Annotated in this window: 18 protein-coding genes; 1 reads left to right on the top strand and 17 read right to left on the bottom strand. The window is 41.3% G+C overall.

Annotated elements, in window-relative coordinates; translation table 11 throughout:
• Positions 1-13: 13 nt before the first annotated feature.
• The 17 genes from trpB to scyA form a co-directional block, all read right to left on the bottom strand.
• Positions 14-1,255, bottom strand: a complete 1,242-nt coding sequence (trpB, locus tag FCR06_RS25555; RefSeq protein ID WP_138504725.1) for a tryptophan synthase subunit beta — start codon at positions 1,253-1,255, stop codon at positions 14-16.
• A gap of 39 nt (positions 1,256-1,294) precedes the next feature.
• Complete coding sequence (locus FCR06_RS25550; protein ID WP_138504716.1) at positions 1,295-2,524, bottom strand: tyrosinase family protein; 1,230 nt, start codon at positions 2,522-2,524, stop codon at positions 1,295-1,297.
• Between the two features lie 88 nt (positions 2,525-2,612).
• A complete protein-coding gene (trpA, locus tag FCR06_RS25545) occupies positions 2,613-3,446 on the bottom strand; it encodes a tryptophan synthase subunit alpha (RefSeq protein ID WP_138504714.1) in 834 nt (277 codons plus the stop codon).
• 120 nt (positions 3,447-3,566) lie between these two features.
• Positions 3,567-3,887, bottom strand: a complete 321-nt coding sequence (locus FCR06_RS25540) for a hypothetical protein (RefSeq protein WP_223280286.1) — start codon at positions 3,885-3,887, stop codon at positions 3,567-3,569.
• Positions 3,888-3,972: 85 nt separating this feature from the next.
• Positions 3,973-4,926 (bottom strand): zinc-dependent alcohol dehydrogenase family protein, encoded by a 954-nt coding sequence (locus FCR06_RS25535; protein ID WP_138504712.1) that lies wholly within the window; start codon positions 4,924-4,926, stop codon positions 3,973-3,975.
• Positions 4,927-4,968: 42 nt separating this feature from the next.
• A complete protein-coding gene (trpC, locus tag FCR06_RS25530; RefSeq protein WP_138504710.1) occupies positions 4,969-5,799 on the bottom strand; it encodes an indole-3-glycerol phosphate synthase TrpC in 831 nt (276 codons plus the stop codon).
• A gap of 186 nt (positions 5,800-5,985) precedes the next feature.
• Positions 5,986-8,190, bottom strand: coding sequence for an anthranilate synthase (locus FCR06_RS25525; RefSeq protein ID WP_138504709.1), 2,205 nt, complete (start codon positions 8,188-8,190; stop codon positions 5,986-5,988).
• 338 nt (positions 8,191-8,528) lie between these two features.
• On the bottom strand, positions 8,529-9,752 hold the full coding sequence (locus tag FCR06_RS25520) for a 3-dehydroquinate synthase (protein ID WP_138504707.1): 1,224 nt from the start codon (positions 9,750-9,752) through the stop codon (positions 8,529-8,531).
• The gene (locus FCR06_RS25515) at positions 9,746-10,393 is read right to left on the bottom strand and encodes a DsbA family oxidoreductase (RefSeq protein ID WP_138504705.1); all 648 of its coding nucleotides are present in this window, start codon (positions 10,391-10,393) and stop codon (positions 9,746-9,748) included. The genes FCR06_RS25520 and FCR06_RS25515 overlap by 7 nt, the downstream gene beginning before the upstream one ends.
• A 12-nt stretch (positions 10,394-10,405) precedes the next feature.
• Positions 10,406-11,488, bottom strand: a complete 1,083-nt coding sequence (tyrA, locus tag FCR06_RS25510) for a bifunctional chorismate mutase/prephenate dehydrogenase (protein WP_138504702.1) — start codon at positions 11,486-11,488, stop codon at positions 10,406-10,408.
• A gap of 285 nt (positions 11,489-11,773) precedes the next feature.
• The gene (locus tag FCR06_RS25505) at positions 11,774-13,063 is read right to left on the bottom strand and encodes a glycosyltransferase family 4 protein (RefSeq protein ID WP_138504700.1); all 1,290 of its coding nucleotides are present in this window, start codon (positions 13,061-13,063) and stop codon (positions 11,774-11,776) included.
• A gap of 289 nt (positions 13,064-13,352) precedes the next feature.
• Positions 13,353-14,549: a scytonemin biosynthesis PEP-CTERM protein ScyF gene (scyF, locus tag FCR06_RS25500; protein ID WP_138504698.1), complete on the bottom strand. Its 1,197-nt coding sequence runs from the start codon at positions 14,547-14,549 to the stop codon at positions 13,353-13,355.
• 173 nt (positions 14,550-14,722) lie between these two features.
• Positions 14,723-16,096, bottom strand: coding sequence for a ScyD/ScyE family protein (locus FCR06_RS25495; RefSeq protein WP_138504696.1), 1,374 nt, complete (start codon positions 16,094-16,096; stop codon positions 14,723-14,725).
• Between the two features lie 125 nt (positions 16,097-16,221).
• Positions 16,222-17,502 carry a ScyD/ScyE family protein gene (locus tag FCR06_RS25490; protein ID WP_138504786.1) on the bottom strand — a complete coding sequence of 427 codons (1,281 nt, stop codon included), beginning with the start codon at positions 17,500-17,502 and terminating at the stop codon, positions 16,222-16,224.
• Between the two features lie 77 nt (positions 17,503-17,579).
• The gene (scyC, locus tag FCR06_RS25485) at positions 17,580-18,551 is read right to left on the bottom strand and encodes a scytonemin biosynthesis cyclase/decarboxylase ScyC (protein ID WP_138504694.1); all 972 of its coding nucleotides are present in this window, start codon (positions 18,549-18,551) and stop codon (positions 17,580-17,582) included.
• Between the two features lie 22 nt (positions 18,552-18,573).
• On the bottom strand, positions 18,574-19,635 hold the full coding sequence (gene scyB, locus FCR06_RS25480) for a tryptophan dehydrogenase ScyB (protein WP_138504692.1): 1,062 nt from the start codon (positions 19,633-19,635) through the stop codon (positions 18,574-18,576).
• A 153-nt stretch (positions 19,636-19,788) separates the two neighbouring features.
• Positions 19,789-21,672 (bottom strand): scytonemin biosynthesis protein ScyA, encoded by a 1,884-nt coding sequence (scyA, locus tag FCR06_RS25475; RefSeq protein ID WP_138504690.1) that lies wholly within the window; start codon positions 21,670-21,672, stop codon positions 19,789-19,791.
• A 1,934-nt stretch (positions 21,673-23,606) separates the two neighbouring features.
• Between scyA and FCR06_RS25470 the strand changes: the two genes are divergently transcribed.
• A complete protein-coding gene (locus FCR06_RS25470) occupies positions 23,607-25,565 on the top strand; it encodes a scytonemin biosynthesis sensor histidine kinase (RefSeq protein ID WP_138504688.1) in 1,959 nt (652 codons plus the stop codon).
• Positions 25,566-25,611 lie beyond the last annotated feature (46 nt).

The following is a 25,611-nucleotide window of genomic DNA, read 5'->3' as shown; positions in this document are numbered from 1 at the left end:
TATTAGCAAAGGACTAATGATTAATGACTTTTGCTACAGTTTGCACATCTTTATCACCTCTACCAGAGCAATTGATGACGATGTGCGGACTGCCTTCTAACTGAGGACAAAGAAATTCTAGATAAGCGATCGCATGAGCTGTTTCTAGAGCTGGAATAATCCCTTCTAGTTGTGAAAGTCTCTGAAAAGCTTCTAAGGCTTGCTTATCGGTAACGCTGTAATATTCAGCGCGACCACGATCCTTTAAATAACTATGCTCAGGCCCGACACCAGGATAATCTAGTCCGGCACTAATCGAATGCGCTTCCACTACTTGACCATCATCGTCTTGCAGTAGATAACTCATCGCACCGTGTAGTACACCTATTTTTCCTTTTGTCAAGGTAGCAGCGTGTTTTTCTGTATCTACACCTTCACCAGCCGCCTCTACTCCAATTAGGCGTACAGTTGGTTCATTCACAAACTCATAGAACAAGCCGATCGCATTGGAACCTCCACCCACACAAGCCAGTAAGATATCTGGTAGCCCTCCCCATTTTTCCTGACATTGAGCGCGAGTTTCTACCCCAATTACAGCATGGAAGTCACGTACAATCATTGGGTAGGGATGGGGCCCTGCAACAGAACCCAGGATGTAATGGGTTGTTTCTACGTTGGTCACCCAATCCCGAATTGCCTCGGAAGTTGCATCCTTGAGGGTTCCCGTTCCTGCTTCCACTGGGCGCACTTCTGCCCCCATCAACTTCATCCGAAACACGTTGAGGGCTTGGCGTTCCATATCGTGGACGCCCATGTAAATCACGCATTTCAAACCAAACCGCGCACACACTGTTGCAGTTGCTACCCCGTGCTGACCTGCACCTGTTTCTGCGATAATTCGTTGCTTGCCCATGCGTTTTGCGAGTAACACCTGAGCTAAAGCATTGTTGATTTTGTGAGCGCCCGTATGATTTAAATCTTCACGTTTTAAGTAGATTTGCGGACCCGTGCCATCTGGTCTAGCATAGTTTGTTGTCAGACGTTCAGCAAAATATAATGGGCTGGGTCGTCCCACATAATCCCGCAGTAAGTTTTGTAGTTCTGCTTGGAAACTCGGCTCATTACGATATTGATGATATGCGGCTTCTAACTCACTTAATGCAGGCATTAAGGTTTCGGGGACATACTTACCACCGAATTGTCCAAACCTGCCTAAAAGGTCAGGTAGCACAGCCATAGGTGAAATTGTAGTGTTGATGTTTTGTATGCTTACCATAGTCGAAAATCCTTTGATTTTAAGTTTTTTACTTTCGTTCTAACTTTTTTGCTTTTGATTTTCAGAGGTTTTGTAGGTATAGCCCAGTTTTCTGTGATTCAAAACGTCTATAGGCCGCACCAAATCGTTAGAGTCAAATTTTGGTAATAGGGGTACTAAATTTCCTAACGCCGTAGCTTTAGGTGTAGACATGCCACCGTCCCAAGGCCACATTAAGTCTTTAAGATTGTGTCCATAAGGCTGACCACCATCAGCAGGATAAAAATTGCTACCTTGATGGCCGTTGTCTTGCCATTGGGCCCAGAGGCGGTCTACATTGGCATGATGCAACCAAAACACAGGGTCATAAGGCGAACTTGGAATATTGGCCATCGTACCCAGACTTTTAAAGGTTATGGGTGTGGTACTCGCGTCTATCTGCACGCCACCGACTAAGCCATGAATGTAGTTGTGGAGGAATCCTCCGGGAGTGACTTTACCTTGCTCATCTACAGAGATAAATCCTTCCAAAGCAGGGCGAAATAGAGAATAGTTATTAAGACTAAGGACACGCTGAATATCTTTTTTGGGCAAAGGATAATCGCTGGCAGGGGGTACTCTCAGAAACCGCACTAGTGATGTGCCTAAGGATGTTCCGGTATCTGGATCAATGTTTAATGCTGGATTCATAACCCAGCCATTTGCCGCCGAAAAAGCCCCAGGCACAGGCCCACCTGTAAAATTGCCCTGATTTGGAATTTTGATGGTTACTCCTTGACCGTTAGAACCAAGAAAGTCATCATTAAAAATCACATCGAGTGCTTTGGCGTCTGTCCAATCCCAGTATGGCAGACTAACAGTTGGGTCTACTGCTTGTAGAGCTTGTTCAAATCTGCGGATATATTCTCGATGCCAAGGGAAAAATGCGGCATTTTCATGAGCAAGTTCTTGAACAGAACCATTGGAATGCCCTTTATGGTTATGAATCAAGCGTGTTGCCCCTAGATGTATGGCAACGAATTGGTCATAAATACTGATTTTGCTACCTGCGGGAATTGTTGTTTTTAAGGTTTTGATAGCCTTGACTAAGGCTGTTTTCTCTGCTTTAGTCAGGTCATTTACGTTTTTTCTGACAGTTGAATAACCCTGTTGTCCGGGTAAATTGTAATTCCAATGGTATTTGTATTGTCCGTGGTCAGTGGGATCATGCGCGAAGACTGTAAGCGCACAGGTGCTAACTAGAAGTAAGCTATAAATTAATATTTTGACAGATTTCAGCAGAAGTTTCATTCTCTTAATGGAAGCAGAGGGCAGGAGGGCAGACGGGAGAAAAAGAAATTAATCCTTTATTCGCTATTTACTAAGTCTGCGGGTGAATTTATCTCACCTCTTGAAGAGATGGACTTTGGCGCTGACTTTCTGTAATCGCTGTTTTAAGTTCTTGACAAAGCTTTTCTAGTGCTTGCAATCCTTCAGTTGGGCTACCTTCGGCTAAGCGTTTGACAAAGGCGCTACCAACAATCACTGCATCTGCACCCCATTGTTTTACTTGGTGTGCTTGTTCTGGTTCTGAGATGCCAAAACCAACGCCAATGGGTTTATCGGTGACGCTTCGCAAATCTGTGATTAAATGCTTTACGCGGTTTTGGAGTTGAGAGCGGATACCTGTAACTCCTGTAACGCTCACCAAGTAGATAAATCCTTGAGATTGACGAGCGATCGCTTCAATTCTATCTCTAGAACTGGTAGGAGCTACAAGTAAAATTACTTCAATTCCAAAAGATGCAGCAGTCTGGATTAATTCTTCTGCCTCTTCTAAGGGTAAGTCTGGTACTACCAACCCTTGCACCCCAGCAGCAGCAATTTCTCTTAAAAATGCTTTAATACCCCGGTACAAAATGGGATTGTAGTAAGTAAATAGAATTATTGGTGCTTTCAGGCTAGGACTCACCCCTTGTAACATCTCTAACACTTGCTCTAATTTCGTGCCTTTTTGCAAAGCGCGAGTTGCTGCTGCTTGAATTACAGGCCCATCTGCTAGAGGATCGGAGTAGGGAACGCCCAACTCAATGAAGTCAGCACCATTGCGATCTAAAATGCGTAAAGCTTCGGCAGTAGTTTCTAAGTTAGGATCGCCTGCGGTGATAAAAGGGATTAAAGCACACTGTTGGCGATCGCGTAAAGTTTGAAAGTCAGCAGAGATAGAAGTCATCCGGAAAAATAGTTAATGATTGGTTAATAAGTTCTGAAATAATCAACAATTAGTAATCAGCATGTTGGCGCTAGATTTTTTGTTGTCGAGCTTTTGTAGCAGGAGACTGGGAACTGAGGACTAGGCGAATGAGCCTTTTACCTCCATTAATGAGGCTTTGAACTTCATTAATGAGTCTTTTAGCTTCATTAATGAGGCTTTGAACTTCATTAATGAGTCTTTTAGCTTCATTAATGAGGCTTTGAACTTCATTAATGAGTCTTTTAGCTTCATTAATGAGGCTTTGAACTCCATTAATGAGCCTTTTAGCTCCATTAATGAGTGTTTGAACTCTGTTAATGAGTGTTTGAACTCTGTTAATGAGCCTTTTATCTCCATTAATGAGGCTTTGAACTTCATTAATGAGTCTTTTAGCTCCATTAATGAGTATTTGAACTCCATTTTTTTAAGTTCGAGATTTGAGTCATAGGTAATGCTTTACAAAAAAGCAGAAACTAATAACCAGTGATAAATTATAAGTATTAATTTATACAATTTGCACAATAATTTTGCCGCGTACACCCTCGCCGCCTTCCTCTAAGGTTTTATGAGCTTGGGCTAACTGATAAAGTTCAAAAGTCTTTCCAACAACGGGTTTAATTTGACCCCGTTCAATTAAGGTTCTTAAGGCATCAAGCTTAGGGCGGGTTTGGTCTAAGTGTGTAAAGTGGACAGTAATATTTTTGAAAATAGCGAAGTTGAGGTCACCCGTCACGCCTGTTATAGTTACAGCGCGACCATCAGCTTTTGTAACCGCTAAACTTTTAGCTAAAATTTCACCACTAACGGTAGTAAAAATTACATCAACTCCTTGACCATTGGTTTCTTGCATAATGATGTTGATAAAGTCTTCGTTCCGGTAATCAATTGCTCTATCTGCGCCAAGAGACTTGACAAAATCGCTATCATAACTACCACAGGTTGTGTAAACGTAAGCGCCTGCTGCTTTAGCTATTTGAATGGCGAACGTACCGACACCGCCAGCACCACCATGAATTAAAACAATTTCACCGACTTTGATATTTGCCCTGGTAATCAGTGCAGCCCATGCTGTACCCCCCGCTACAGGTACGCTAGCAGCTTCTAAATGCGATATATTTGCAGGCTTTTTGGCAATAATTGATTCATTTGCGACATGATACTCCGCATTAGCACCGCCGCCTTGCTCATGGGGGATCGCATAATAAACTTCGTCACCTACCTGAAAATCCTTAACATTTTCGCCAACAGCTTCAACGACACCTGAAACGTCAAATCCAAGAATTGCAGGTAATTTGACTCTGGGGCCGAAACTTCCTTGACGCATCCCGCAGTCGGCTGGGTTAACTGAGGTGGCATAAACCTTGACTAAAACTTCGTTGTTCCTTGGTGTCAGTTTATTCACTTCAGTTTCTACAAACACCTCTGGACTTCCGAAGTTGGCGATCGCCATCGCTTTCATATAATTGCCTCAAAGCAACATCGGGAATAGATGAGTAAATAATTAGGAATTACGAATTACCAAAGTGCGTACAGCTTGCTCTACATCGGTTTGTTTAACTAAAGATTCTCCGATTAAAACTGCACGGGCACCAGCTTCGGCGACAAGAGCTAAATCAGCGGGTGTATACAATCCAGACTCGCTGACGACGGTGATATCCAAGCTTTGTAATTGTTGTTGACGCTCTGCTAAAAGTTGCTGTGTTGTTCCTAAATCAAGGGTAAAATCTTCGAGGTTGCGGTTGTTGATTCCTACTAAACGTAAGTCGTCAAGCTCTAAGACTCGATCCAGTTCAGCCAAGGTATGCACTTCCACCAGTGCATTCATGCCCAAGTTATGAATTAGTTGTAAAAAGTCTTGGAGTTCTTGGTTTGATAAAATGGCGGCAATCAATAAGACTGCATCTGCACCTGCTGTCCGTGCTAAATAAATTTGATAGCGATCAATGATAAACTCCTTGCACAGTAAAGGTAATGCTACTTCTAATCGCACAGCCCGCAGATTATCAAAACTGCCCTGAAAAAACTTTTGGTCAGTCAGGACTGATAAACAAGCTGCACCACCTCGTTCATAAGCTTGAGCAATAGCTACTGGGTCAAAATCTGCGCGGATAATTCCCCGGCTTGGTGATGCTTTTTTAACCTCGGCAATTAAGCTAGGTTGGCTAGGATTTTCCTGCAAAGCAGTCAAGAAATTTCGCACAGTCGGGGCTGCATTTAACTGTTGTCGCAAGGAGGTTAAAGGCAGTTCTTGCTGCATTTTTGTGACTTCTTTCTTTTTATGCAACACAATTTCTTCGAGAATATGGCGGGGAGGGGCAACTTGGTTAGTCATAAACTGCTGGGGGGAGTAGGGGGGGCAGAGGGGCGGGGCAGAGGGGGCAGAGGGGCAGGGGGCAGGGGGCAGGGGGAGATGGGGGAGTGTGGGGAGTGTAGGAGGATGAAGAAGAAATCTTTCCCCCCACACCGACCACCCTTCCCACACTTCCTTTTCCTCCCACACTGCCAATGCCCTGTTTGGCTAATGACCAATGACCAATGACTGTTGAGTTTGCGTATATGCACTTACGACATTTTTAATGATTTCCAGCCCGACTTCTCCGGCTAAAGTCATGATTGATTCGGGATGAAACTGAACGGCGGCGATGGGAAGTGTCTGATGTTCAATGCCCATAATTACATCGTCATCAGAAATCGCTGTCACCTTCAATTCTTTTGGCAAATGTTGGGGTAGAGCAAACAATGAGTGGTATCTGCCTACTGTAAATGATTGCGGTAAGTTTTGGAAGGTCACGGAATTTGAATCAGTGACGAAAATCCGTGAGGATTTACCATGTTGAGGATAGTTGAGAACTCCTAATTCTCCACCAAAAGCTTCTACGATGCCTTGCAGTCCTAAACAAACTCCGAAAATGGGAATTTGGCGATGGAGAATTGCGCGGACAGTCTGCGGAACCCGAAAATCATTTGGTCTACCAGGGCCGGGAGATAAAACAACTAAATCAGGTCGTTGGGTATCGAAAAGTGAGTCAGAAAATCCATGACGAAGTGTGGTGACGCTTGCACCAGTTTGGCGAATGTAATTGGCTAAGGTATGAACAAATGAATCTTCATAGTCTATTAATAAGATGTGTTTGTCAGATTTTACATCTGGGATGCGTTTACTTAATTTTATAGACTTAGATTCATCAATTTTCTTACTTGCTTGCTTAACACGCCGAATCGTCTCAAATAAAGCAGCAGCTTTAGTAATTGTTTCTTGTTCTTCTGCTTGTGGTATAGAGTCATAAAGGACAGTAGCACCAACTCGCACTTCGGCGATGCAGTCTTTTAATCGGATTGTCCGCAGAATTAATCCAGTATTTAAATTGCCATTGAAATTTAAATAACCAACTGCTCCACCATACCAACGTCGAGCGCTTTTTTCATGCTGTTCGATAAATTCGATTGCGGCTCTTTTGGGTGCGCCGGTGACTGTAACTGCCCAAGTATGGCTCAAGAAGGCATCTAAAGCGTCGAATTGCGATCGCAGTGTGCCTTCAACATGATCTACTGTATGAATTAAGTGGCTGTATAATTCAATTTGACGACGCCCAATCACTTGTACCGAACCGGGTTCGCAAATCCGAGATTTATCATTGCGATCGACATCAGTACACATCGTCAACTCTGCTTCATCTTTGTGGGAGTTGAGTAATTGACGAATTTGCACCGCATCATCAAGAGCATCTTGTCCCCGGCTAATGGTACCACTAATTGGACAAGTTTCTACCCGCCTCCCTTCTACCCGCACAAACATTTCTGGAGATGCACCAATCAGATATTCTCCACCTAAATTAAAAATAAACCCATAAGGACTAGGATTTATTTCCTTTAAGGTTTCAAATAGTTTGCTTGGTTGCTCTTCATAGGCTTCAAAAAAGTTTTGACTGGGAACAACTTCAAATAAATCGCCTCGGCGGAAGTAATCAAGTGCAAGTTCAACCTTTTTAGCATATTCGCCTACTTTATGGTCGGCATTTTGATTTAGCAGAAGATGTTTTCCGCGATAATCTACAGACTCACCTGTTCTAGGTAGATTCTTAGTGCTACCATACACTGTTTCAAATTCATATTGTAGACGAAATCCACGTTGCTGATAGTAGTCAACAACTATTAGTTCATCAGGTAGATAAAGCACTAAATCTCGCTGGTCTTTAGGACGTTCTAAGCGATGAGAAATTGGCTCAAACTGAAAAACTAAATCATAACCAAACGCACCATACAATCCTAAATGCTCGTCTTCTTGACTAGAGAAAATATGTAGGATTTCGCGGATAACTGTAAACGCTGAAGGTTGTTTACTCCGGTCTTCTTCAGCAAATAATTTTTTTGCAGGTTTAACAAAGCCTAGAAGATAGTTATTAACTTGAGTAATTTTATGAAGTTGTGTGGAGTTGGATAAGCACTCTAATAGGATTGGTAAAAGTACCTGACCACGTTCATTTAAGGCTATCACAGTGAAAGTATTATCCTGTGTAGTCAATTCCAATGGAGGATTAACAAATCCGATCGCCCATCTCTTGTATCTCCCTGGATATTCGTAACTGCTCTTGAGCAAGCCGCCTCGCTGAGAATTTAAATAGAAAAGAATTTCTTCGAGAGCAGTGTCCATCTTCACTTCTGTGATGGTGCGAGAAACACTTACATCGCCAAGAGTTGTGTATGAACGGGAATCAAAAATCATGGCTAATTTCTCATAGAGATAGTTATGAGTCTGTCATCAGTCAAAAGCTATTAATCCTTATTAGTAACTATCTGCGGATCAAGGATAATTTAGATAAGTTAATGCCTATCTAATTAAACCTCTATAAATCCGCATATTTGGGAATTAAAAGATGTAATTAAAAAGTTTTTGTTTCTGATTTAAGAGTACTAGATTTGCCGCAGACAGTACATTGAATAATTTTTCGATGAGGTGTCAATTTATTAGCTTTTTATTGGGTTTCTCTAGTACTTTCACTAAGAACACTATTTGAAATTATCCGCCTCCCTCAAAGGGAAGAATAAAATGAAGCAGTAGCCCTACTGTGGTTCTTCCCAAGAGGTATTGTAAAACTCGCACAACAACGATATTGCTTGCCCGTACAAAGACAAATCTACTTTGTGAACTTCTATTCTTTTTCCAATGCCTTGTAACAGCGTTAAAGTTAATTCTCCACCCAAATGTTCGCGGAACTCGGTTAAACCTCGAAATAGACAATCAGGATGTTCCGGTTGTGATAACTTTTGAGCTAGTTCTGGCACATACAACGTGAAACCCAAAGCTGATAAAGTATTCATTATCCGTTGCCAATCTGAGCAATCCAGCAGTCCTAATAAATAGGAATAGGTGCTATCCAAAGCAATCCCGATCGCCACTGCTTCGCCATGACGCAAGCGATAATTTGTCAAATGCTCCAGTTTATGAGCCGCCCAATGTCCAAAATCCAGGGGACGAGAGGAACCCATTTCAAAAGGATCGCCGCTATTAGCAATGTGTTCTAAGTGTAACTGGGCGCAACGATAAACGATCTGTTGCATAGTCTCCATGTCTCGCTGGCCAAGGGCTGTGGTGTGAGACTGGATAAAATCAAAAAAGTTAGCATCCTTAATTAGCGCCACTTTGATTGCTTCTGCAATTCCACAACGCCAATCGCGATCGTCTAGGGTTGTCAAAAAGGCAGAATCGTTTATAACTGCATAAGGTGGCGCAAACGTACCCAGAAAGTTCTTTTTACCAAAAGCATTGATGCCGTTTTTGACTCCAACCCCAGAATCATTTTGGGCTAACACAGTCGTCGGAATCCGAATCAGGCGAATTCCTCGGTGAGCAGTTGCAGCAGCATATCCTACCAAATCCAACACAGCCCCACCGCCGATGGCTAACACATAGGAATGGCGACATAATCCGGCTGCTTCAATTAGTTGGTGAATTTCCTCTAACAAAGTGGGATCGTTTTTAGCAGCTTCTCCTCCGGAAATTATCATTGGTTGAGCGGCGATCGCTAGTATCTCTGCATAAAACTGGGTATAGGCTACTAATTGCTTAACCAATTCAGGTTGAAACTGCAATATTCCTGCGTCTATTACTGCGACTACTTTCTTTGGCTTTGTCTCTCCATCTGCTGTAATCGCTTGGGCTAAGGTAGGATTTTTTAATTCAAATAAATTTTGGGTGAAGTAAACTCCGTAGTTAAAAGTAACCGAAACACGTTGATTAATTGGTTGTAGATTGAATCTACTTTTTTGTTTGATGTCAACTACCATATTTTTGCTGATATCTCCAAAAGTGCGGCACGATTCAAAGCTTCAAGAAATGTTTCTACTGACTGAGAACCATTTATTTTGACTTTATTATTGATGATGAAGAACGGCACGCTGTTGATGCCATTGGGGTAAGCAAATATCGATTCAACTACAAAAGCTTTAATCGCGGCATCATCGCTCAATTGCAGCCGTAATTCCCGAGAATCCATTTGATAAGCTCTACCTATAGCAATTAGAACGTCAATATCTCCAATGTTCAAACCGTCTTCAAAGTAAGCTTTATAAATGGCTTCTACAACATTATTTTTAACCTTTGCTGGTGCAAGTGTAATCAATCGATGCGAAAGCTTAGTATTCACAGCCAAACGGATTTTTTCAAAATCTAGCTTGACTCCAGCCGCCTTACCTGCATATTGTGTAGAATCAAACAGATATTGCAGTTCTTTTGCTTTGATGCCTTTTCTATTTTGCATAAAACTGCGAAATTCGTACCCGTCAGCAGGAACTGTATTGTCAAGAATAAAGGGATGCCAGCGGATATCTACTTCTTGTTTTTGCCATTGTGCTAGTGCATCAAACAAATGCTTTGTCCCGATTTTGCACCAGGGACAAACGGTATCGTGAAAGATGTCTATCAGCATAGTTTTTGTGCTTCAAATGCTAATATTTGTCTGTATTTGTGGTTGAAAATCTCGTGAAACTGTTTGAGAAATTTTATTTATAGGTTGGAGAAAAGTTTTGATTTTTTCAGTAAAAAAGCTTTGAGTATTTTCAAATTCTTGAATTAATGCCTCTTTATCTTTACTGACTACCAGTCTTGCTAAACGGCTATAAGTATTAGCTAAAAAGCTAATTGTATTACACCTTTCTTCTGAAGCTAGCATAATATCCACACATAAATGAGGGTTTTGAGAAAACAAACGTTTAACAATTTCAATTTCTTGACGATAATTAGGAGTTGACATTGTTAAACTCTGTTCTATATCAATTCTTGAATGTGCCAAGAAAACACCAAGACTAAATCTACAGAAGTGCTGTGTTGCTTGAACAATCACCATTATTTGGTCGTGTTCTTCAGGCGTACAAACAATTAACTCTCCACCTTGACTTTTAATCAAGTCTAAAAACCATTCAAATGAATCATCGTTGCGCCCTGGACAAATTATTACTTTTTGTCCGCAAAACGATTTGATATTTGGCCCAAACATCGGATGTAAGCCCATAACTGGGCCTGAATGATATTCGAGCATTGCTAGAGTTGGCTGGGTTTTAATGCTGGTGATGTCACACAAAGCTGTAGTTGGGGCAAGGTATTTAGCTGCACGCTTGATAACATCAACTGTATATTCAATGGGAACGCTTACTAAAACTAACTCTGCCTGACTCAACAATTGCTGTGCATCCTCCCAATCCTCGTGTTCGAGAACGCTAACATTGTGACCTACTAGCGAAAGTTGCTCTTTGAATAATCTTCCCATCCTGCCACGTCCACCGACGATTGTAATTTGTCGAGGTATGACAGGATTTACTGATGCAGATTTAGGGGTAATGGCATGACAACTGTTGAGTATACTTGCCCAAACAGACTCAGGAATACCAGCTTCGGCGAGTAGGGGAGCCACATCAGCCAGTTGTTCATCTAAAGAAGGAAGTTCTGATGCTGCTAATAATGATCGGCGATCGCTAAGTAGAGCGATCAAGCTTTGGTCAGTTTTTTTAAGCTTCTCTAAGCTCATAAGTCAGTCATCTTGTAAAGGTCGCTTTGCTCTAGAATTGCGTGTTGGGCATTATATACAGCAGTTTTCGTTTCTATGAAGTACAGAATTACAGGTTTTCAGGCAGTCCTGATGAAAAAAGTTTCTTCCTGTATACCCCACACCCCATACTTTTTTTCAAGTCAGAAGGTAGAAAGCAGAAACTTTGTATATGTGATGCGTGAGTCCTGGATTTCATACCTTACTTGAAAAGCAAACTGCTATAAATCTATATACTCCCAGTTCCTAGTCCCCAGCCCACAATTTTCAAATATCAACAAGTGATTCTTGAGAACTCAATTCAGGTAAAATATCCAAAGTTGATGTTTTATTGGCGATCGCATCAGAAAATAATTCTTCATACCGATCCATCGCTTGCTCAAAGCAATAGTTTTCTACTGCAAACTTTCTTCCTTTTTGTCCTAATTGGGCTGCCAGTTTTGGATGCTTATATAAATCTAGTACCGCAGTTGCCAAAGCATCTGCTGACTCTGGCTCAACAATCATGCCGCCACCACTTTGTTTGATAGCTTTGGCAGCAGTACCACTGGCGGGAACTGAACCTACAATCGGGCGACCACTGGCTAACAGCAATGGTATTTTAGAAGGCATATTAAAGGAAATTACATTCCGTTTTTGCACAATCAACCCCACATCTGCGCCTGCTAACATTTGCGGTAGTTTTTCTCGTTCTTCCAATGGCAGCAGTAATACGTTATCTGCCCCATAAGTAAGACAATGTTTTTGCAACGTTTTCAGGGCTTCGGATTCTCCGGCGATGACAAAGGCAATTTCTTTGATATGACGCAAGCAAGCTGCTGCTTCAACTACTGTCTCTAAACCTTGCGTTAAGGCAATATTACCTGAATAAAGTACAACAAATTTATCATCAAGTTGATGAGTAGCTCTCCAAGAGTTATTTTCCTTTGGAAAAGGGCGGATAAAATTTAAATTTACCCAATTTGGAATACAGGCAATTTTATTAGCAGGTACACTTTTATTTATTAAATTATCTACAAAGCCATCGGCAATCACACTAATAGTATGTGCAGTTTGGTAGACAAATTTTTCAATAACTTCCAAAGTTCTAATCATGAACTTATTTTTTATTAACCCAACACGCACGGCAGCTTCCGGAAGGATATCTTGCACATTCAGCACTACTGGGCAGTTGTATAACCAACCAAGTAAGATTGCAGGTAAAGAAATCAATAGCGGCGGCACTGTTAAGAGAATGACATCAGGCCGTTTGCCTTTAAGGGCTTGTGGGAAACTTGTAAACACAAAACTCAACTCTAGGAGTAAGCGGTCTACGAGATTAGGTTTGGACTTAATTCGCAGATAACAACGCTCAATCGTAACACCATTTTTTTCTTCAGTAACGTATAATTTACCCCGATACTCATCATAAATCTGACGCTGAGGATAGTTAGGCATACCCGTAATCACCCGCACTTGGTGACCTCGTTTGACTAACCCTTCTGCTAGTTCAGTCATCAAAGGTGCAATACCAATTGGCTCTGGAGAATAGTTGTATGAATAAATCAGAATGTGCATAAGCTCTTAATCCCCGGAAGCACCTTGATAATGTTGGCTTTGTTGTGTTGCCCAGTTTTTATTTCCCTTGTTTGTAATTCGTAATTTGTAATACTTACCTGAGTGTGAGAAGCAAGTTATATATTCGTAATTACAATCAGTGGTAGCGGCTGAACTCTCCACTGTCTTATTCACCACTGAATTACAAATGAGCGTCTGAGCTGCTATACCCTTTTTAATTACAAATTACAAATTACGAATTACGTAGCTTGCTTCTCGCTGGAGGTGAGTATTACGAATTAGTAATTATTTAGCACTGTTTTTGCAGTTCCTTCTCTAAACTCAAGACTGGCTTTTGTTGCCCACGTTTCCGCAAGGTGACGGTAGCAGCCCCAAGTCCGAGTAATGCTAAACCCAATGCTGAACTAGGTTCAGGTACTTGAGTTGTGCCTTCTACATTTAACACTTGAACGCGACCTTGGAAGAAATCGCCCACATAAAGCTTGCCATCTTTAAGGGCTGTCCCACCCGTCCAGTTAAATCTGCCAGGAGTGAGGTCGAGGGGATTACCAAAAGGAGGACCAGTTAATGCTGGAGGTGGGACTAGGTTGCCTGATGCATCTAGGGCGGGTTGACCGTAGGAAGTCAGAAACTTACCGTTTTTATCAAATACCTGAACGCGGCTATTGATAGAATCAGCTACATAGACATTCTCTTGGTCGTCCACTTCGATGCCAATTGGCTGAAGAAGCTGTCCAGGTCCGCTACCTGCTGAACCAAATGCGTACAGAGGTTTACCATTTGGATCGAGTACTTGAACGCGGTTGTTATACTGGTCAGCTACATAGATATTTCCACTAACTGGGGAAATTCTTGTACCGGCTACACCTTGGAATTCTCCAAGTGCAGTGCCAGTGGTGCCACCAATGACACCAATTTGCTGTCCGTCTGGTGTGAATTTAAAGATTCTTTCACCGTTAAAATCACCAACGTACACGTTGCCAGCTTTGTCAAATGTCACACCAGATGGTCCAAAGAAAAGCCTACCTTGAATCAGACCGGTAAATTCTCCATTTGCAAAGGATCTAATAAAGTTACCCTGAGAATCGAATTGATTGATGCGGTTGTTGTAAACATCACCTGCATACAGATCCCCTGTTACAGGATTAAAGTCTACAGTTGTTGGCTCGTCAAACTGTCCAGGTCCTGTGCCCCCGGAGCCAATTGCTCCAATATACTCACCGCTAGGACTAAATTTTTCAATTTTGTCACCGAGGTTGAAATTAGGAGTACCATCCGGGTTAACTCCGCGTCCGTTAGCTACGTAGGTATTCCCTTGGTCATCCACCGCTATGCCTTGGGGCACAAAAAGCTGTCCAGGTCCAAAGCCTGGGCTACCGATACTTCTGTCGTAGGTTAATGTTACAGCCTTGGCTTGAGCTCCTGTTACCAATACCATGAAGCCAGTACCGAGAATGCCGATTGATATATTTTTGACTAATCCCATGAGTTTTAAGTCCTGGTTGTATGAGTTATACTCTTTCCTAGACTAATTTCGTTCCCAGTCCTAGTTTGGGAGCCCTGAAATTTGGGCTGCTGCTTCTTGTTTGAAATGCAACTTTCTGTATGAGGCAGCAGCCTTTCTGTAAGCATTCCCTGACAAAGCCAGGTAAAGAGGAATTAGACAGTTTCTGCTTTAGCTACCAATTCACCCAACTTTTGTTGGCGTTTGCGCTTAGTACAAGCAGCAGTTACGCTTACACCAGCAAGTGCGAATAAGCCGACTAGTGAACCAGGTTCGGGGACTACTTGTGTAACGAGACCATCCACCCGAACAACCTCCCCTCGTTCTGGACCAACACCGCGATTGGTAATATAAATCTTGCCGTCAGGGCCAATATCAATTCCATCAGCCGAATCTAGCCCTTGACCTGCTGCGACAAGTGTTGTGCGAGTGCCATTAGGAGCAACTTGGATCAGAGAACCAGGTAGATTTGTGATGTCACCCCCTAATTGGGAGGTGTCGCTGAATTGTAAGACCAGCAAATTGCCATTCTCATCAAACGTTAAGTCTGTGATGTGCGTAAACCCATCCAGATAAAGTTCTGGGTTTCCATCCTTACCGATGCGATAAATCCGTGATTTACCTTCTGGATAAGGAAAACCCGTATATTCGCCAACGTACAAATCTCCATCAGGGCCAATTGCGCCACCTGTGGGTACTGCTTGAATTGCGATTTTTCCTCCTGGAAGCTCCTCTAATAACCCAGGAGGTAATTGTAATCCTGGTGGTAAGTCGGACTTACTAATGATAGTTTTAGGAATTGGAATTGCCTGGGAGTCACTTCCGTCAAGTTTGATTTTGTAAGCAGTGTTTCCACCTCCGTCAACGACATAAGCACTATCGCCATTGATAGTCAGGTCATAGGGATTAGTAACGATATCCCCACCATCTGGATTTTTGGTGATTTCATTCTTAGCAAAGTCAAAAATACTGGTGAGAGCTCCTGTGTTCAAGTCAACTTTGGACAGTTGTGCTAAGAGCGGTGTATTCAAAACTTTATCAGGTGTTGATGGCGGAAAAGTAGCAAGTTGCTGCGGTGGGATAGGATATTGAGAACCAAGGTTAAGTGTTGCTAAATCACGGTTTCCTGGATAACCAGCAAACCCAGTCAGAAGATAGGCTTGTCCTGAAGAGTCGAATTGTATGTCTTGAATACCAGCGCCTTGGTTGCCAGTAGGTTGTTCTGCTAGAGACTGAAAGTTATTAAGTAAACGCTGTTTGGTACCATTAGGTGAAACTTTAACTAGTGAACCAGTGTTACCAGCACAGATAGGTTGAAACAACGTACTCGGAGATGGTTGGCAATTTCCGTTTCCGCCGATACCTGGTTCTGCTACGTAGAGACTGCCATCAGGACCAAAGCTAATACCCCGTGCATTACTAATTCCATCAACAATTGTCGTCAGGGTTGCAGCTTGTACAGATGGGATTCCACAAATAGCAGTAAAACAAAATGTAACAGATGTAAAAGCAAATGACTTGAGTTTCATACTTTTGGAGATTGAGAGTTAAATAAGTGGAAATTTTTATGGTTTTAAAGACAACGAATCCCAGTGTTTGAGGAATGGAGGGGAAATGTTCTGATTGAGAGGTACTGGTATTGGTTTAAAATTATTTACTTGAGCGCCATGACTTTATCTATTGAAGGTTTGGGATTCTTGTGCTTGTGCAGCCAACCAACGCCCAAAGCACCGATCGCTAATACACCTAAAACAGAATCAGGTTCTGGAACAGACTTGACATTTTCAATTCTGAGAATTTGTCCTTGTCCTGGGCTAGCGCCTCGGTTTGTGACGTATACTGCACCGTCAGCACCAATAGTCAAGGCGCTAGGCGACTCTAATCCATTGCCGCTCAAAAGAGTTGTACGAGTCCCATCGGCAGCTATTTTGATTACAGAACCATCAAAATTACCCTTCCAGGCTGACTGATTGGCGTACTGCAAAGCATATAAATTGCCCGCAGTATCAAATTGCAAGTCTGTGAGTTGGGTAAAACCATCTGCAAAGACTGTTGGCTTACCATCAGCGCCAATTCGATAGATTTTAGCCCCACCTTCTGGAAAGGGAAAACCAGTAAATTGGCTGACATAATAAGCACCGTCAGGTCCTTTGGCCACACTTGAGGGTACTGCTTGAGTTGCAAACTGCGATGGCGGCGGGTCATTTTCCGATGGCACCTGTGCAGGTTCATTGGATGGCGTACCAGAAGGCGGAAAGACTGGATTAGTCAATATTTCTTGAGGAAATGTGGTAAGAGCGTACAAATTACTACCATCAGTATTTACACTCAACAAGTCGTTTGCACCTGCATCAGTTGCAACTAACTTATTGCCGTCAATTACAAAACCTAAGGGATTGCTATCGACATCACTACCATCGGGATTGTTGGCGAGTTCATAGTTAGCTAAATCAGCAACACTCGTCCAGGAATTAGTATTAAAGTCAGGAGCAATAATTTTACCGAGGTCTGTGTTACCCAAATTGCGATCGCGAAAGGCTGGATTAGCCCCATACCCAATCAGAACATAAGGCTTACCTGTAGCATCAAATTGGATATCACGAGCGCCAGTCCCTCCAGTACCATCTGGTAATGCTAAAGAAGGAAGCCCTGTAAGTATCCGCTTAGTCTTACCATTCTCAATTTTGGTAACTGCACCAGTTGTGCCATAGCATAAAGAATCGCCTTGACCACTTGGTGGTGGAACACAAGCTCCATTTCCCCCGATTCCCGCCTCTGTAACATAGAGATTACCATCGGGGTCAAAGCTTAGACCTCCGGGATTATATAAACCGTCAGCAATTACCGAAAACGATGTAGCTGAGGCAGCTTTGATTCCACAAAAAGCAGCAATACAAAGAGTGAGAAAAGTAATAGTAAGTTGTTTGAGTTTCATATTTTGCCTTTTGTCATTTGTCATTTGTTATTTGTTAACTGACTAATGACCAATAACGAATGACCAATGACCAATGACTAATGACTATTGACCAATAACTCTTGAGTTTTTGGCAAATAGCTCATTCCGCGATCAAATGATTTGAGATTGCCAGCTTTGGCTTCGAGTAAACGTTTAATGTTCATGCTCTCAGCCCCAAAGTCTTCAATTTGAAGTTTGCCGTGGGTGACAGTTCCATCTGCTTTCCAGAATGTGATTCGATGCAAGATAAAACCAGAAGCCTCAGGGTCAGCGAAAGCATAGGCAGTTGGAATAAGTAGCGCTACAGAACGCTGATAATATTCGTAATCTGGATAAAAATATTCTTGTTCAAGTAAGTAATATTTACTCAAACTATGAACTCGTACAGAAACTTTTACCTTCTGGTCATATTCATCTTTGAATTCTCCTGATTCCAGACCAATCTCACCATTTGGTCGTAATAAATGCGCCCACTCATTTATGTTTTGTAAGTTTTTTAAGTATTCAATCCCAATTTCAACAGGGGCATCAACATAAATGGTGTCTGTATCGATAAAGTAGCGTCCTTTGGCTGCTGCACTCAGACCAGCCTTGCGTTCCAAATTACCTTTGAGAGAACGACATTCGGAAGTGTGTACTGTATGAATTCCCTGCATAATCATCTGAGTCTGCCGTTTAGGATCGACAAAGCTCAACCAGTGAAAGTACACACCTTTTTCATCTGTCCCCGGCTCAATGTAGTCTGTAGGAAAGAGCAAAACAGGGTAAACCTGAAAATATTTCTGATACTCTAACCCGCAATGCCACTCGATACCGTAGAAAAGTGGATTCTCTAGTTTTTTAACGTGGTAGTAGAGATTGTTGTGATAACCAGAGGCACTTCCCAACCAGGTATCTTCATCGATTTGCTCTTTCATCCGACTATAAAGCGTCCATTCATCCAAGTTTTTTAAACTACAAAGGTAGTCAAAGGCAATCTTTGGTGAAGTAGCAATATAAGCTGATGTTGCAAATGTATTTTTTTCCACTTTTAACTCCTGAAATTAACAATTAAGCTGCAACAGTTTTAGTTTGGTTTCGTTTAGCCTTGGCAATTCTATCTTCTGCTAATCGTTTGGCAGCATCATTAGTAGTAATTCCTTGCTGTTTAGCAATATCAAAAATTGCTAGTAATGTGTCATAAATGTTATGGACTTGCTTCAAGGCTTTTTCTTCGTCATAGCCAATCATTTCGTTGTAAACATTAATTAGTCCTCCGGCATTAATTACATAATCTGGGCTGTAAATAATTCCTTTTTTAGCAAGCATTTGACTATGTAGTTGCTCATTCTCTAATTGATTATTAGCTGCACCAGCAACAATAGAAGCTCGTAGAAAAGGAATTGTATGGCTATTAAGAGTTGCTCCTAAAGCACAAGGAGCAAAGATATCTACATCAAGAGAATAAATTTCTGATGGTTCTACAACAGTTGCACCATAAAGCCGTTTTACTTCTTTTACTTTTGCTGGATCTATATCACTGATAAAAAGTTGAACATCATGTTCGTGCAAGTGTCGGCAAAGATTTTTACCTACATTTCCTAAACCTTGAACTGCTACTTTCAGTCCATCAAGTCTTTGAGTTTGCCAACGAAACCAGACAGCAGCTTTAATTCCAAGAAAAACTCCTAAAGAGGTTATCGGAGCTGGCCCACCAGACTTTTCAGATACCCCAACAACATATTTAGTTTCTTGACTGATTGTTCGCACATCTGATGGGGTAATATTTACGTCTTGTCCAGTAATAAAACGTCCATTAATACTGTTAACAAAACGTCCATAAGCTCTCAACAAGTCGTCTGTTTTATTCTCTGGATTAGCGATAATAACTGCTTTTCCCCCACCAGCTGGAATGTTGGCACAGGCAGCTTTATATGTCATTCCACGACTTAGACGAAGAGCATCTTGTAAAGCAGCTTCTTCACTAATATAAGGAAAGAGTCTTGTAGCTCCCATTGCTGGCCCCAAACTTGTGTCATGGATGGCAATAATCGCCTTAATTTCTGGATTTTTACCATGACAGAAAAGAACTTGTTCGTGACCCATTTCTCTAACAGTTTCAAATAGCAGCATTTTGGTTTCTCAATATTGATTTTGGGTTAATTAACGCAGGTTTTTTGTTGCCCTCTCTAGACGTGTAGAGAAGTCGGAAGGGTAGCGTTAGCGTGTAGGTTCTCAGAAAAAAGTACTGCCAAGAGAAAGATACTAATTAGAAGGCTCTTAAAGTCAAACTAAGGGAAATGAAACTGGTTTGGCTGGAGTTTGAGTTGGGCTTGATTTGACTCCTTGTGCTGCCAAACTCTTATTACGTCCACCAGAAGGTGCTGAGCGATCGCCATCAATTACTACATCGACCAGAAAAGGAACATTTGAGGCAAGTGCTTGTTCTAATGCGGCTTCAATATCCGACTCTCTAACAACTACGACCGCTTCTGCTCCCATCCCACGAGCAATCATGGCGAAGTTTGTCGGTGGCAGTGTTGCGTCTGCACCTTTTAATCCCAAGATTTTCATCCCTTGATGGCACATGTTGTAACGTGCATCGTTGAGTACTATCCAAATAGCCGGAATTTTGTATTTTACAGCAGTGCTGATTTCGTTATTCATCAGCATTGCCCCATCGCCGACAATACCTACAGCTTTGCTATTGTTCGCTAACGCTGCACCCAACACTCCTGTGACAGCGTGACCCATTGCTCCAACTCCGGTGCTGACTCGGTAACGATTGGCTTGGGTAAATTGTAGTAGATGCGTTGACCAAGTAAATGAGTTACCACACTCTGCCATGACTATGGCATCGCTACCCTCAACAACAATCTTTTGAATTGCTGCCATCAATACTTCTGGTCGCACTGGATAGTCTACTTCCAAAGCAGGTTCGATTGCTTTGTTTTCTGGACGAGGTAGGGGCAGTACAAAATTATCAGGAGCATCTGGTAAGCGCTGCAACAGTTCTTGAACAAATGTTTTGATGTCAGACCGAACCCCGAAAGTTTGGGCGTGTGGATAAGCTATTCCTGGCACTTCTGGGTCAATATCTACATGGATAAAGCCACCTCTAGGAACTAAGGCCGAACTCCAAAAGGAAGTTGGTTCGCCAAGACGAGTGCCTAATACGAGCGTGCGTAATGGAGGTTGCTGTTCCATGTAAGTCAAGACGGAAGCATGACCGCCTAAACCCGTGACACCGATAAACTGGGGATGATCTTCAGGAAAGATGCCTTTACCACGGGGTGAGGACATCACAGCTGCTCCGGTTTTTTCGGCGAGTTGGCGGATTTCCTCTGCTGCGTCACGCGCACCGAAACCGACCCAGATAGCAAAGGGGCCGGATGATAGTAACTCTACAGATTTAGCGATCGCTTCACTAGAAGGAGTTACCCCAAAATGAGAAACATCTAGTTGGGGCAAGGCTACATCTTGAACTAAACTTGTCTGCACAGCGGTAGGAATGCTCAAATGAGCAACAAATCCTTCTGGTTGCGCCAAAGCTAGGGCAAGTTTACGAAAAATCTGTGGGAGTTGAGCGGCAGATTCGATGGTAATCGCATAGTTGAATAGCGCTCCTGGCGTAAAAATTCCTCCGCTCGGCAATGTGTAGGTGCTGGTTTCTTGAATTGCCCAACGTCCACGCTGTGGTGCGGAGGTACAAGCCGATAGCAAAATCACCTTTGCACCTTCGCCACGAGCCGCAAATAAGCCGGTGAGGGCGTTGGTGATCCCCGGGCCTGCTGTGGTGAAGACTACACTAGGGCGATTACTAGCAAAATATGCTTCGGTCGCTGCAAAGGCGGCTCCTGCTTCATGACGGAAGTTCAACACCTCTATGGTGCTATTCGATAATGCGCCCCAAAGGCCTGCCATCGCCCCACCAGCAACACCAAAGGCGTAGTTTATTCCCAAATCGACTAACATCTGGGCGATCGCATCTGCAACTGAGAGTGTTGGGGTTGTTTCATTGGAGAAAAAAGGTTGAATTTCCCCATTCTTCTGGGATTCATCAATTTGATGAGAGTTAGACACAGATTCTACATATTTGTTTGGTGGGAATTCGTTGTATGGCTCAGTAGCAATTAGAGGAGAGTTTGAACCTGTATAGTTTTGACTCATAGATTTCACGTAATTACATCAAGTTACATAAATGCTGCTCGGTTTACAATCACAGCAGTGAAAATATTTAATACAGACGACTCTATATTTTTCACAGTTATCACCAAGCTTAGTAGATAGTAGAAAGGCTCGAGCGCTACTGATTAATGGTTGTAAGCCGATTACTAAAAAAATTTTGCAAAGCCTATAGTAATCAAAGCTGTGCTTCCAGAAATTAGAATAAAGGAGATAAATAGAGATGTGCAATCAAAAATCTTTTGATCAGCGTGTCAAATTTTTCGCTGATATGATGATTACACTAGTTACCTAACACTCAGCGTGTATAAAGTTTGAGCAACTGATGAGATTTAATCTAATCAAGATTAGTGTGCAATGAAAAATCTTTCGATTACCATGTCAAATTTTTCGCTTTTGTGGCGATGGCTACAATATCCATTTAACTACTTAGGAAGATTAGTTGATTGCGATCGCTCTTTAGCTATATGACTAGATTTACAGTAAAAAATGTTTTAATTTTGATGTACATCAAAAGTGTTTGAGCTTACTTCTCACATCTGGCTAGATTGTATTGGTGAATAAAGGTGAAGCTAATAAGTTCGTTGATTTAACTCATCACCAAAATCAGACAAAATTAAAGCCTGAGCAATCACAACAGGTTTCTAAGCGTTAAGAAAGTCGGTGGGAATAAACAAAACTATATTAATAAGATTAAGGTATAAGAGGACAAAGAAAATAACCTTTAGTTTTTTTCATAACAAAGATTTACATAGTTTAGTTTAATCACGCTGATTTACTTATCCCTATAAAATTACTTCCTCCAGAGTAAAATCATTAATTCTTGGCAGACAAGACTTTCAGCTAAAAGAGATGATTGTAGCAATGTACTACAAAATAAAGCTTCTAAGCTAGAAACTCCAACAAATAAATTGTCCCATTTGAAGTTGCTGATTGATGACTGATAACTGTTGAGTGTTGAGTGTGAGCAGCGAAATATTTTTTATTTGTCAGTCCCCTAATTACCGTCTGTTGTGAAAAAGTTGCCTTTAATTTTTCGCCCAGAATCAGCAAAAATTACAATGTATTTCTTGAGACAGATGACTAGAGGCATTTTTCTATAGTTAAATCCCTGAGAGTGCACGTTAAAATAAGTTAACAATACCTTTGCTAATTTTTAAAATGTCTCCATAGTCCCGCTTTCGGGATATGGTTTTCAACACAAATTTAAGAGCGGGAAACCTTTACTAGCTAGGGAATTTAGCTTTTTTATTTAGTTCTAATACTCTAATTTTGGCGAAGGTATTGATTAAAAAATGAATTGCTTAGCAAATTTTTGCTTATCAAAGCCTATCCAACCAGGGCAAATTCATTTATGTTCACAATCAAACGACTATACACTAGTACCGTATTTGTATAAGAAGCTGCGCTTAGCTTGCTTGTTTGCAAKATTATGTGGAATTCAAAATCAAAAAGCTTAGATTATAGGTTTTTTAGGAATTTTCTAGGTTGCTCTCAGGTACGATTCTGGTTGGTGTATCTATGTCGTTAGCTACTCGTTAGCTGTGATATTGACGCAATTAAAATTTTAAATAGTTTTTAACTTAATAGATTAAGGGTTTTTAACTCTTACCTAATAAGCTTGATGGACTAATCTTGATTTGATTAGTCTAAATGTCTTATATGCATAAAAAGTTAATTTAGTCAATAATCAACTTTAATTATCTTAATTTTTTTTTAGGATTTTTGGGTTAAAATCTTAGCTTTTTATTCTTTTTGTTGATATGATAAGTTTTGTAAAGTTAGTTAATAATTTTATTTCATTCGCAAAATAACTCGATTTTCAGCAGCCTAACACTGTATTAAGGATTTTAAGTGATTGGGATTATTAACTCATTAACAGCTATGGTGCTGATTGCTTACAAGGAGCAAGTAGAGATATGAATCCTAGCGATTATACATTAACTACATCCAACACACAGCGGCTCTTACAGCCAGAAGTAGAGATGAAATTTGCTCACTTCCTGATAAATCAGGCTGTAGATGCTGCCTTCTGTTTAGGAGCAAACGCGCAGTTTCTCTATGTCAATGATGCTACATGTCTGATGACTGAGTATTCGCGTGAAGAATTACTTTCAATGACACTGGATGATCTAGATGTAGACTTTTCGCTACACAATTGGTCAGATATTAGATTGCAAAATTCTCTTACTTTTAAATCTCGGTATCGGACAAAGGGAGGTCGGATATTTCTAGTAGAAATATCCATTACCTATGTAAAAGACCAAGATATGGAATTTGGTTGTGCCTTTGTCCGAGAGAAAACTGATGAAATAGTAGAATTAAGTCTACAAAAGTGGACTGATGGATTCAAGGGTGCTAGAGACTATTTACAACAGGAAATTTCTGAACTCAAGGCCAAAGAAATAGAACTAGAAGCATCCCTATCTTTACTTCGCTCCACTCTCGAATCTACTGCCATTGGGATTGTTGTAGTTAACTTTGAGGGAGATATTCTGAGCTTAAATCAGAAATTTCTAGATATGTGGCAGATCCCAGAATCCTTAATGCTATCCAAAAAATGTCCTCAATGCAAAGCCTTTTTTGAGAAGCAACTTAAAGATCCACAAGCTTTTAGTCGGCTCGTTTGGGAAGTATCTAGCCAATCTGATTTCGAGAGCTATGACATTTTAGAATTAAACGATGGAAGAGTCTTTGCACACTGCTCTAAACCTCACTGGCTTGGAGGCAAAATTATTGGTAGGGTCTGGAGTATTTGGGATATTACTGATTCTAAACGAACTGAAGAAGCATTACGCACGAACGAAGCTAGATTTCGGACTTTAGCAGAAACAACGGATGCTAGCACTTTCTTGATTCAAGGTACGCGGCTTTGCTACGTAAATCGAGCAGTAGAGCAACTTACTGGCTACACAAAACAGGAATTGCTAACAGGTTTTGATTTGCGCCGACTAATTAAAAGTAAAAAACGCAGACACGGACGTAACCAAGCTGAGGCAGCTAACTTTGAATACCAAGAGATGAATATTCTCACAAAAAATGGTACGGAACGCTGGCTAGCTTGTGCAGTTGTAATGCTGGATGGAGTGCTGGATTTTGGTGGAAAGCCAGTCGAAATGATTGCAAGCATCGATATTACCGATTACAAACATGCAGAAATAAACCTTAATCAAGCTTTAGAAAAAGCAAAACAATTGAGCGAACTTAGAGCCAGCTTTCTTTCTATGGTTTGTCATCAATTTCGTACTCCACTGAATATTGTTTCATTTTCTAATAGCTTACTAAAGGAAGAAGTAGATAAACGTACACAGAAGAAAATACAACCATTACTCGATCACATTCAAATAGCCACTGAAGAACTCAGCCAGATGTTGGATAATATTCTGTTCTTCTCTAAGGCAGAATCAGCAAAACTCAACTTTGATCCAAAGCCGCTTGAGCTAGTTCAATTCTGTCATGATATAGTTGCCCAAATGCAGATGAATGTTAACCAAAAACAGATAAAGTTTATCAGTCAAGAGAATTCTTCAATAGCTTGTATAGATAAAAAACTATTAGAACCTATTTTGAAGAATTTGCTTGATAATGCAATTAAATATTCTCCTGGCAATTTAGTAGTTGATTTGCAGTTATCTTGGAATAAAGAGAAAGTAATTTTCCAGGTACAAGATAGAGGTATTGGTATTTCGCTAATGGATCAACAACGACTGTTTGAGCCATTTTTTCGAGGTAGTAATATTGATCATATACCTGGTACTGGACTGGGGCTATCGATTCTGAAAACTCTTGTAGACTTACATCAAGGTCAAGTTTCTGTAGAAAGCGAAGTTGATGTGGGCAGTACCTTTACTGTGATGTTGCCAATAATGAAATCATAAGTTCATTAATTCTGAGTTATGAGTGTTGAAATCAAGATAATTGTTT

Origin of the sequence: Nostoc sp. PA-18-2419, from assembly GCF_005869855.1 — a bacterium.
GTDB lineage: Bacteria > Cyanobacteriota > Cyanobacteriia > Cyanobacteriales > Nostocaceae > Nostoc.
Note: the sequence above shows the minus strand (reverse complement) of the source record. Positions and strands in the feature narration are given on the sequence as shown.

Bases quoted from the DNA above. Each gene is read 5' to 3' on its own strand.
- trpB (WP_138504725.1), bottom strand. From the start codon at position 1,255: ATGGTAAGCATACAAAACATCAACACTACAATTTCACCTATGGCTGTG.
- FCR06_RS25550 (WP_138504716.1), bottom strand. From the start codon at position 2,524: ATGAAACTTCTGCTGAAATCTGTCAAAATATTAATTTATAGCTTACTT.
- trpA (WP_138504714.1), bottom strand. From the start codon at position 3,446: ATGACTTCTATCTCTGCTGACTTTCAAACTTTACGCGATCGCCAACAG.
- FCR06_RS25540 (WP_223280286.1), bottom strand. From the start codon at position 3,887: ATGGAGTTCAAATACTCATTAATGGAGCTAAAAGACTCATTAATGAAG.
- FCR06_RS25535 (WP_138504712.1), bottom strand. From the start codon at position 4,926: ATGAAAGCGATGGCGATCGCCAACTTCGGAAGTCCAGAGGTGTTTGTA.
- trpC (WP_138504710.1), bottom strand. From the start codon at position 5,799: ATGACTAACCAAGTTGCCCCTCCCCGCCATATTCTCGAAGAAATTGTG.
- FCR06_RS25525 (WP_138504709.1), bottom strand. From the start codon at position 8,190: ATGATTTTTGATTCCCGTTCATACACAACTCTTGGCGATGTAAGTGTT.
- FCR06_RS25520 (WP_138504707.1), bottom strand. From the start codon at position 9,752: ATGGTAGTTGACATCAAACAAAAAAGTAGATTCAATCTACAACCAATT.
- FCR06_RS25515 (WP_138504705.1), bottom strand. From the start codon at position 10,393: ATGCTGATAGACATCTTTCACGATACCGTTTGTCCCTGGTGCAAAATC.
- tyrA (WP_138504702.1), bottom strand. From the start codon at position 11,488: ATGAGCTTAGAGAAGCTTAAAAAAACTGACCAAAGCTTGATCGCTCTA.
- FCR06_RS25505 (WP_138504700.1), bottom strand. From the start codon at position 13,063: ATGCACATTCTGATTTATTCATACAACTATTCTCCAGAGCCAATTGGT.
- scyF (WP_138504698.1), bottom strand. From the start codon at position 14,549: ATGGGATTAGTCAAAAATATATCAATCGGCATTCTCGGTACTGGCTTC.
- FCR06_RS25495 (WP_138504696.1), bottom strand. From the start codon at position 16,096: ATGAAACTCAAGTCATTTGCTTTTACATCTGTTACATTTTGTTTTACT.
- FCR06_RS25490 (WP_138504786.1), bottom strand. From the start codon at position 17,502: ATGAAACTCAAACAACTTACTATTACTTTTCTCACTCTTTGTATTGCT.
- scyB (WP_138504692.1), bottom strand. From the start codon at position 19,635: ATGCTGCTATTTGAAACTGTTAGAGAAATGGGTCACGAACAAGTTCTT.
- scyA (WP_138504690.1), bottom strand. From the start codon at position 21,672: ATGAGTCAAAACTATACAGGTTCAAACTCTCCTCTAATTGCTACTGAG.
- FCR06_RS25470 (WP_138504688.1), top strand. From the start codon at position 23,607: ATGAATCCTAGCGATTATACATTAACTACATCCAACACACAGCGGCTC.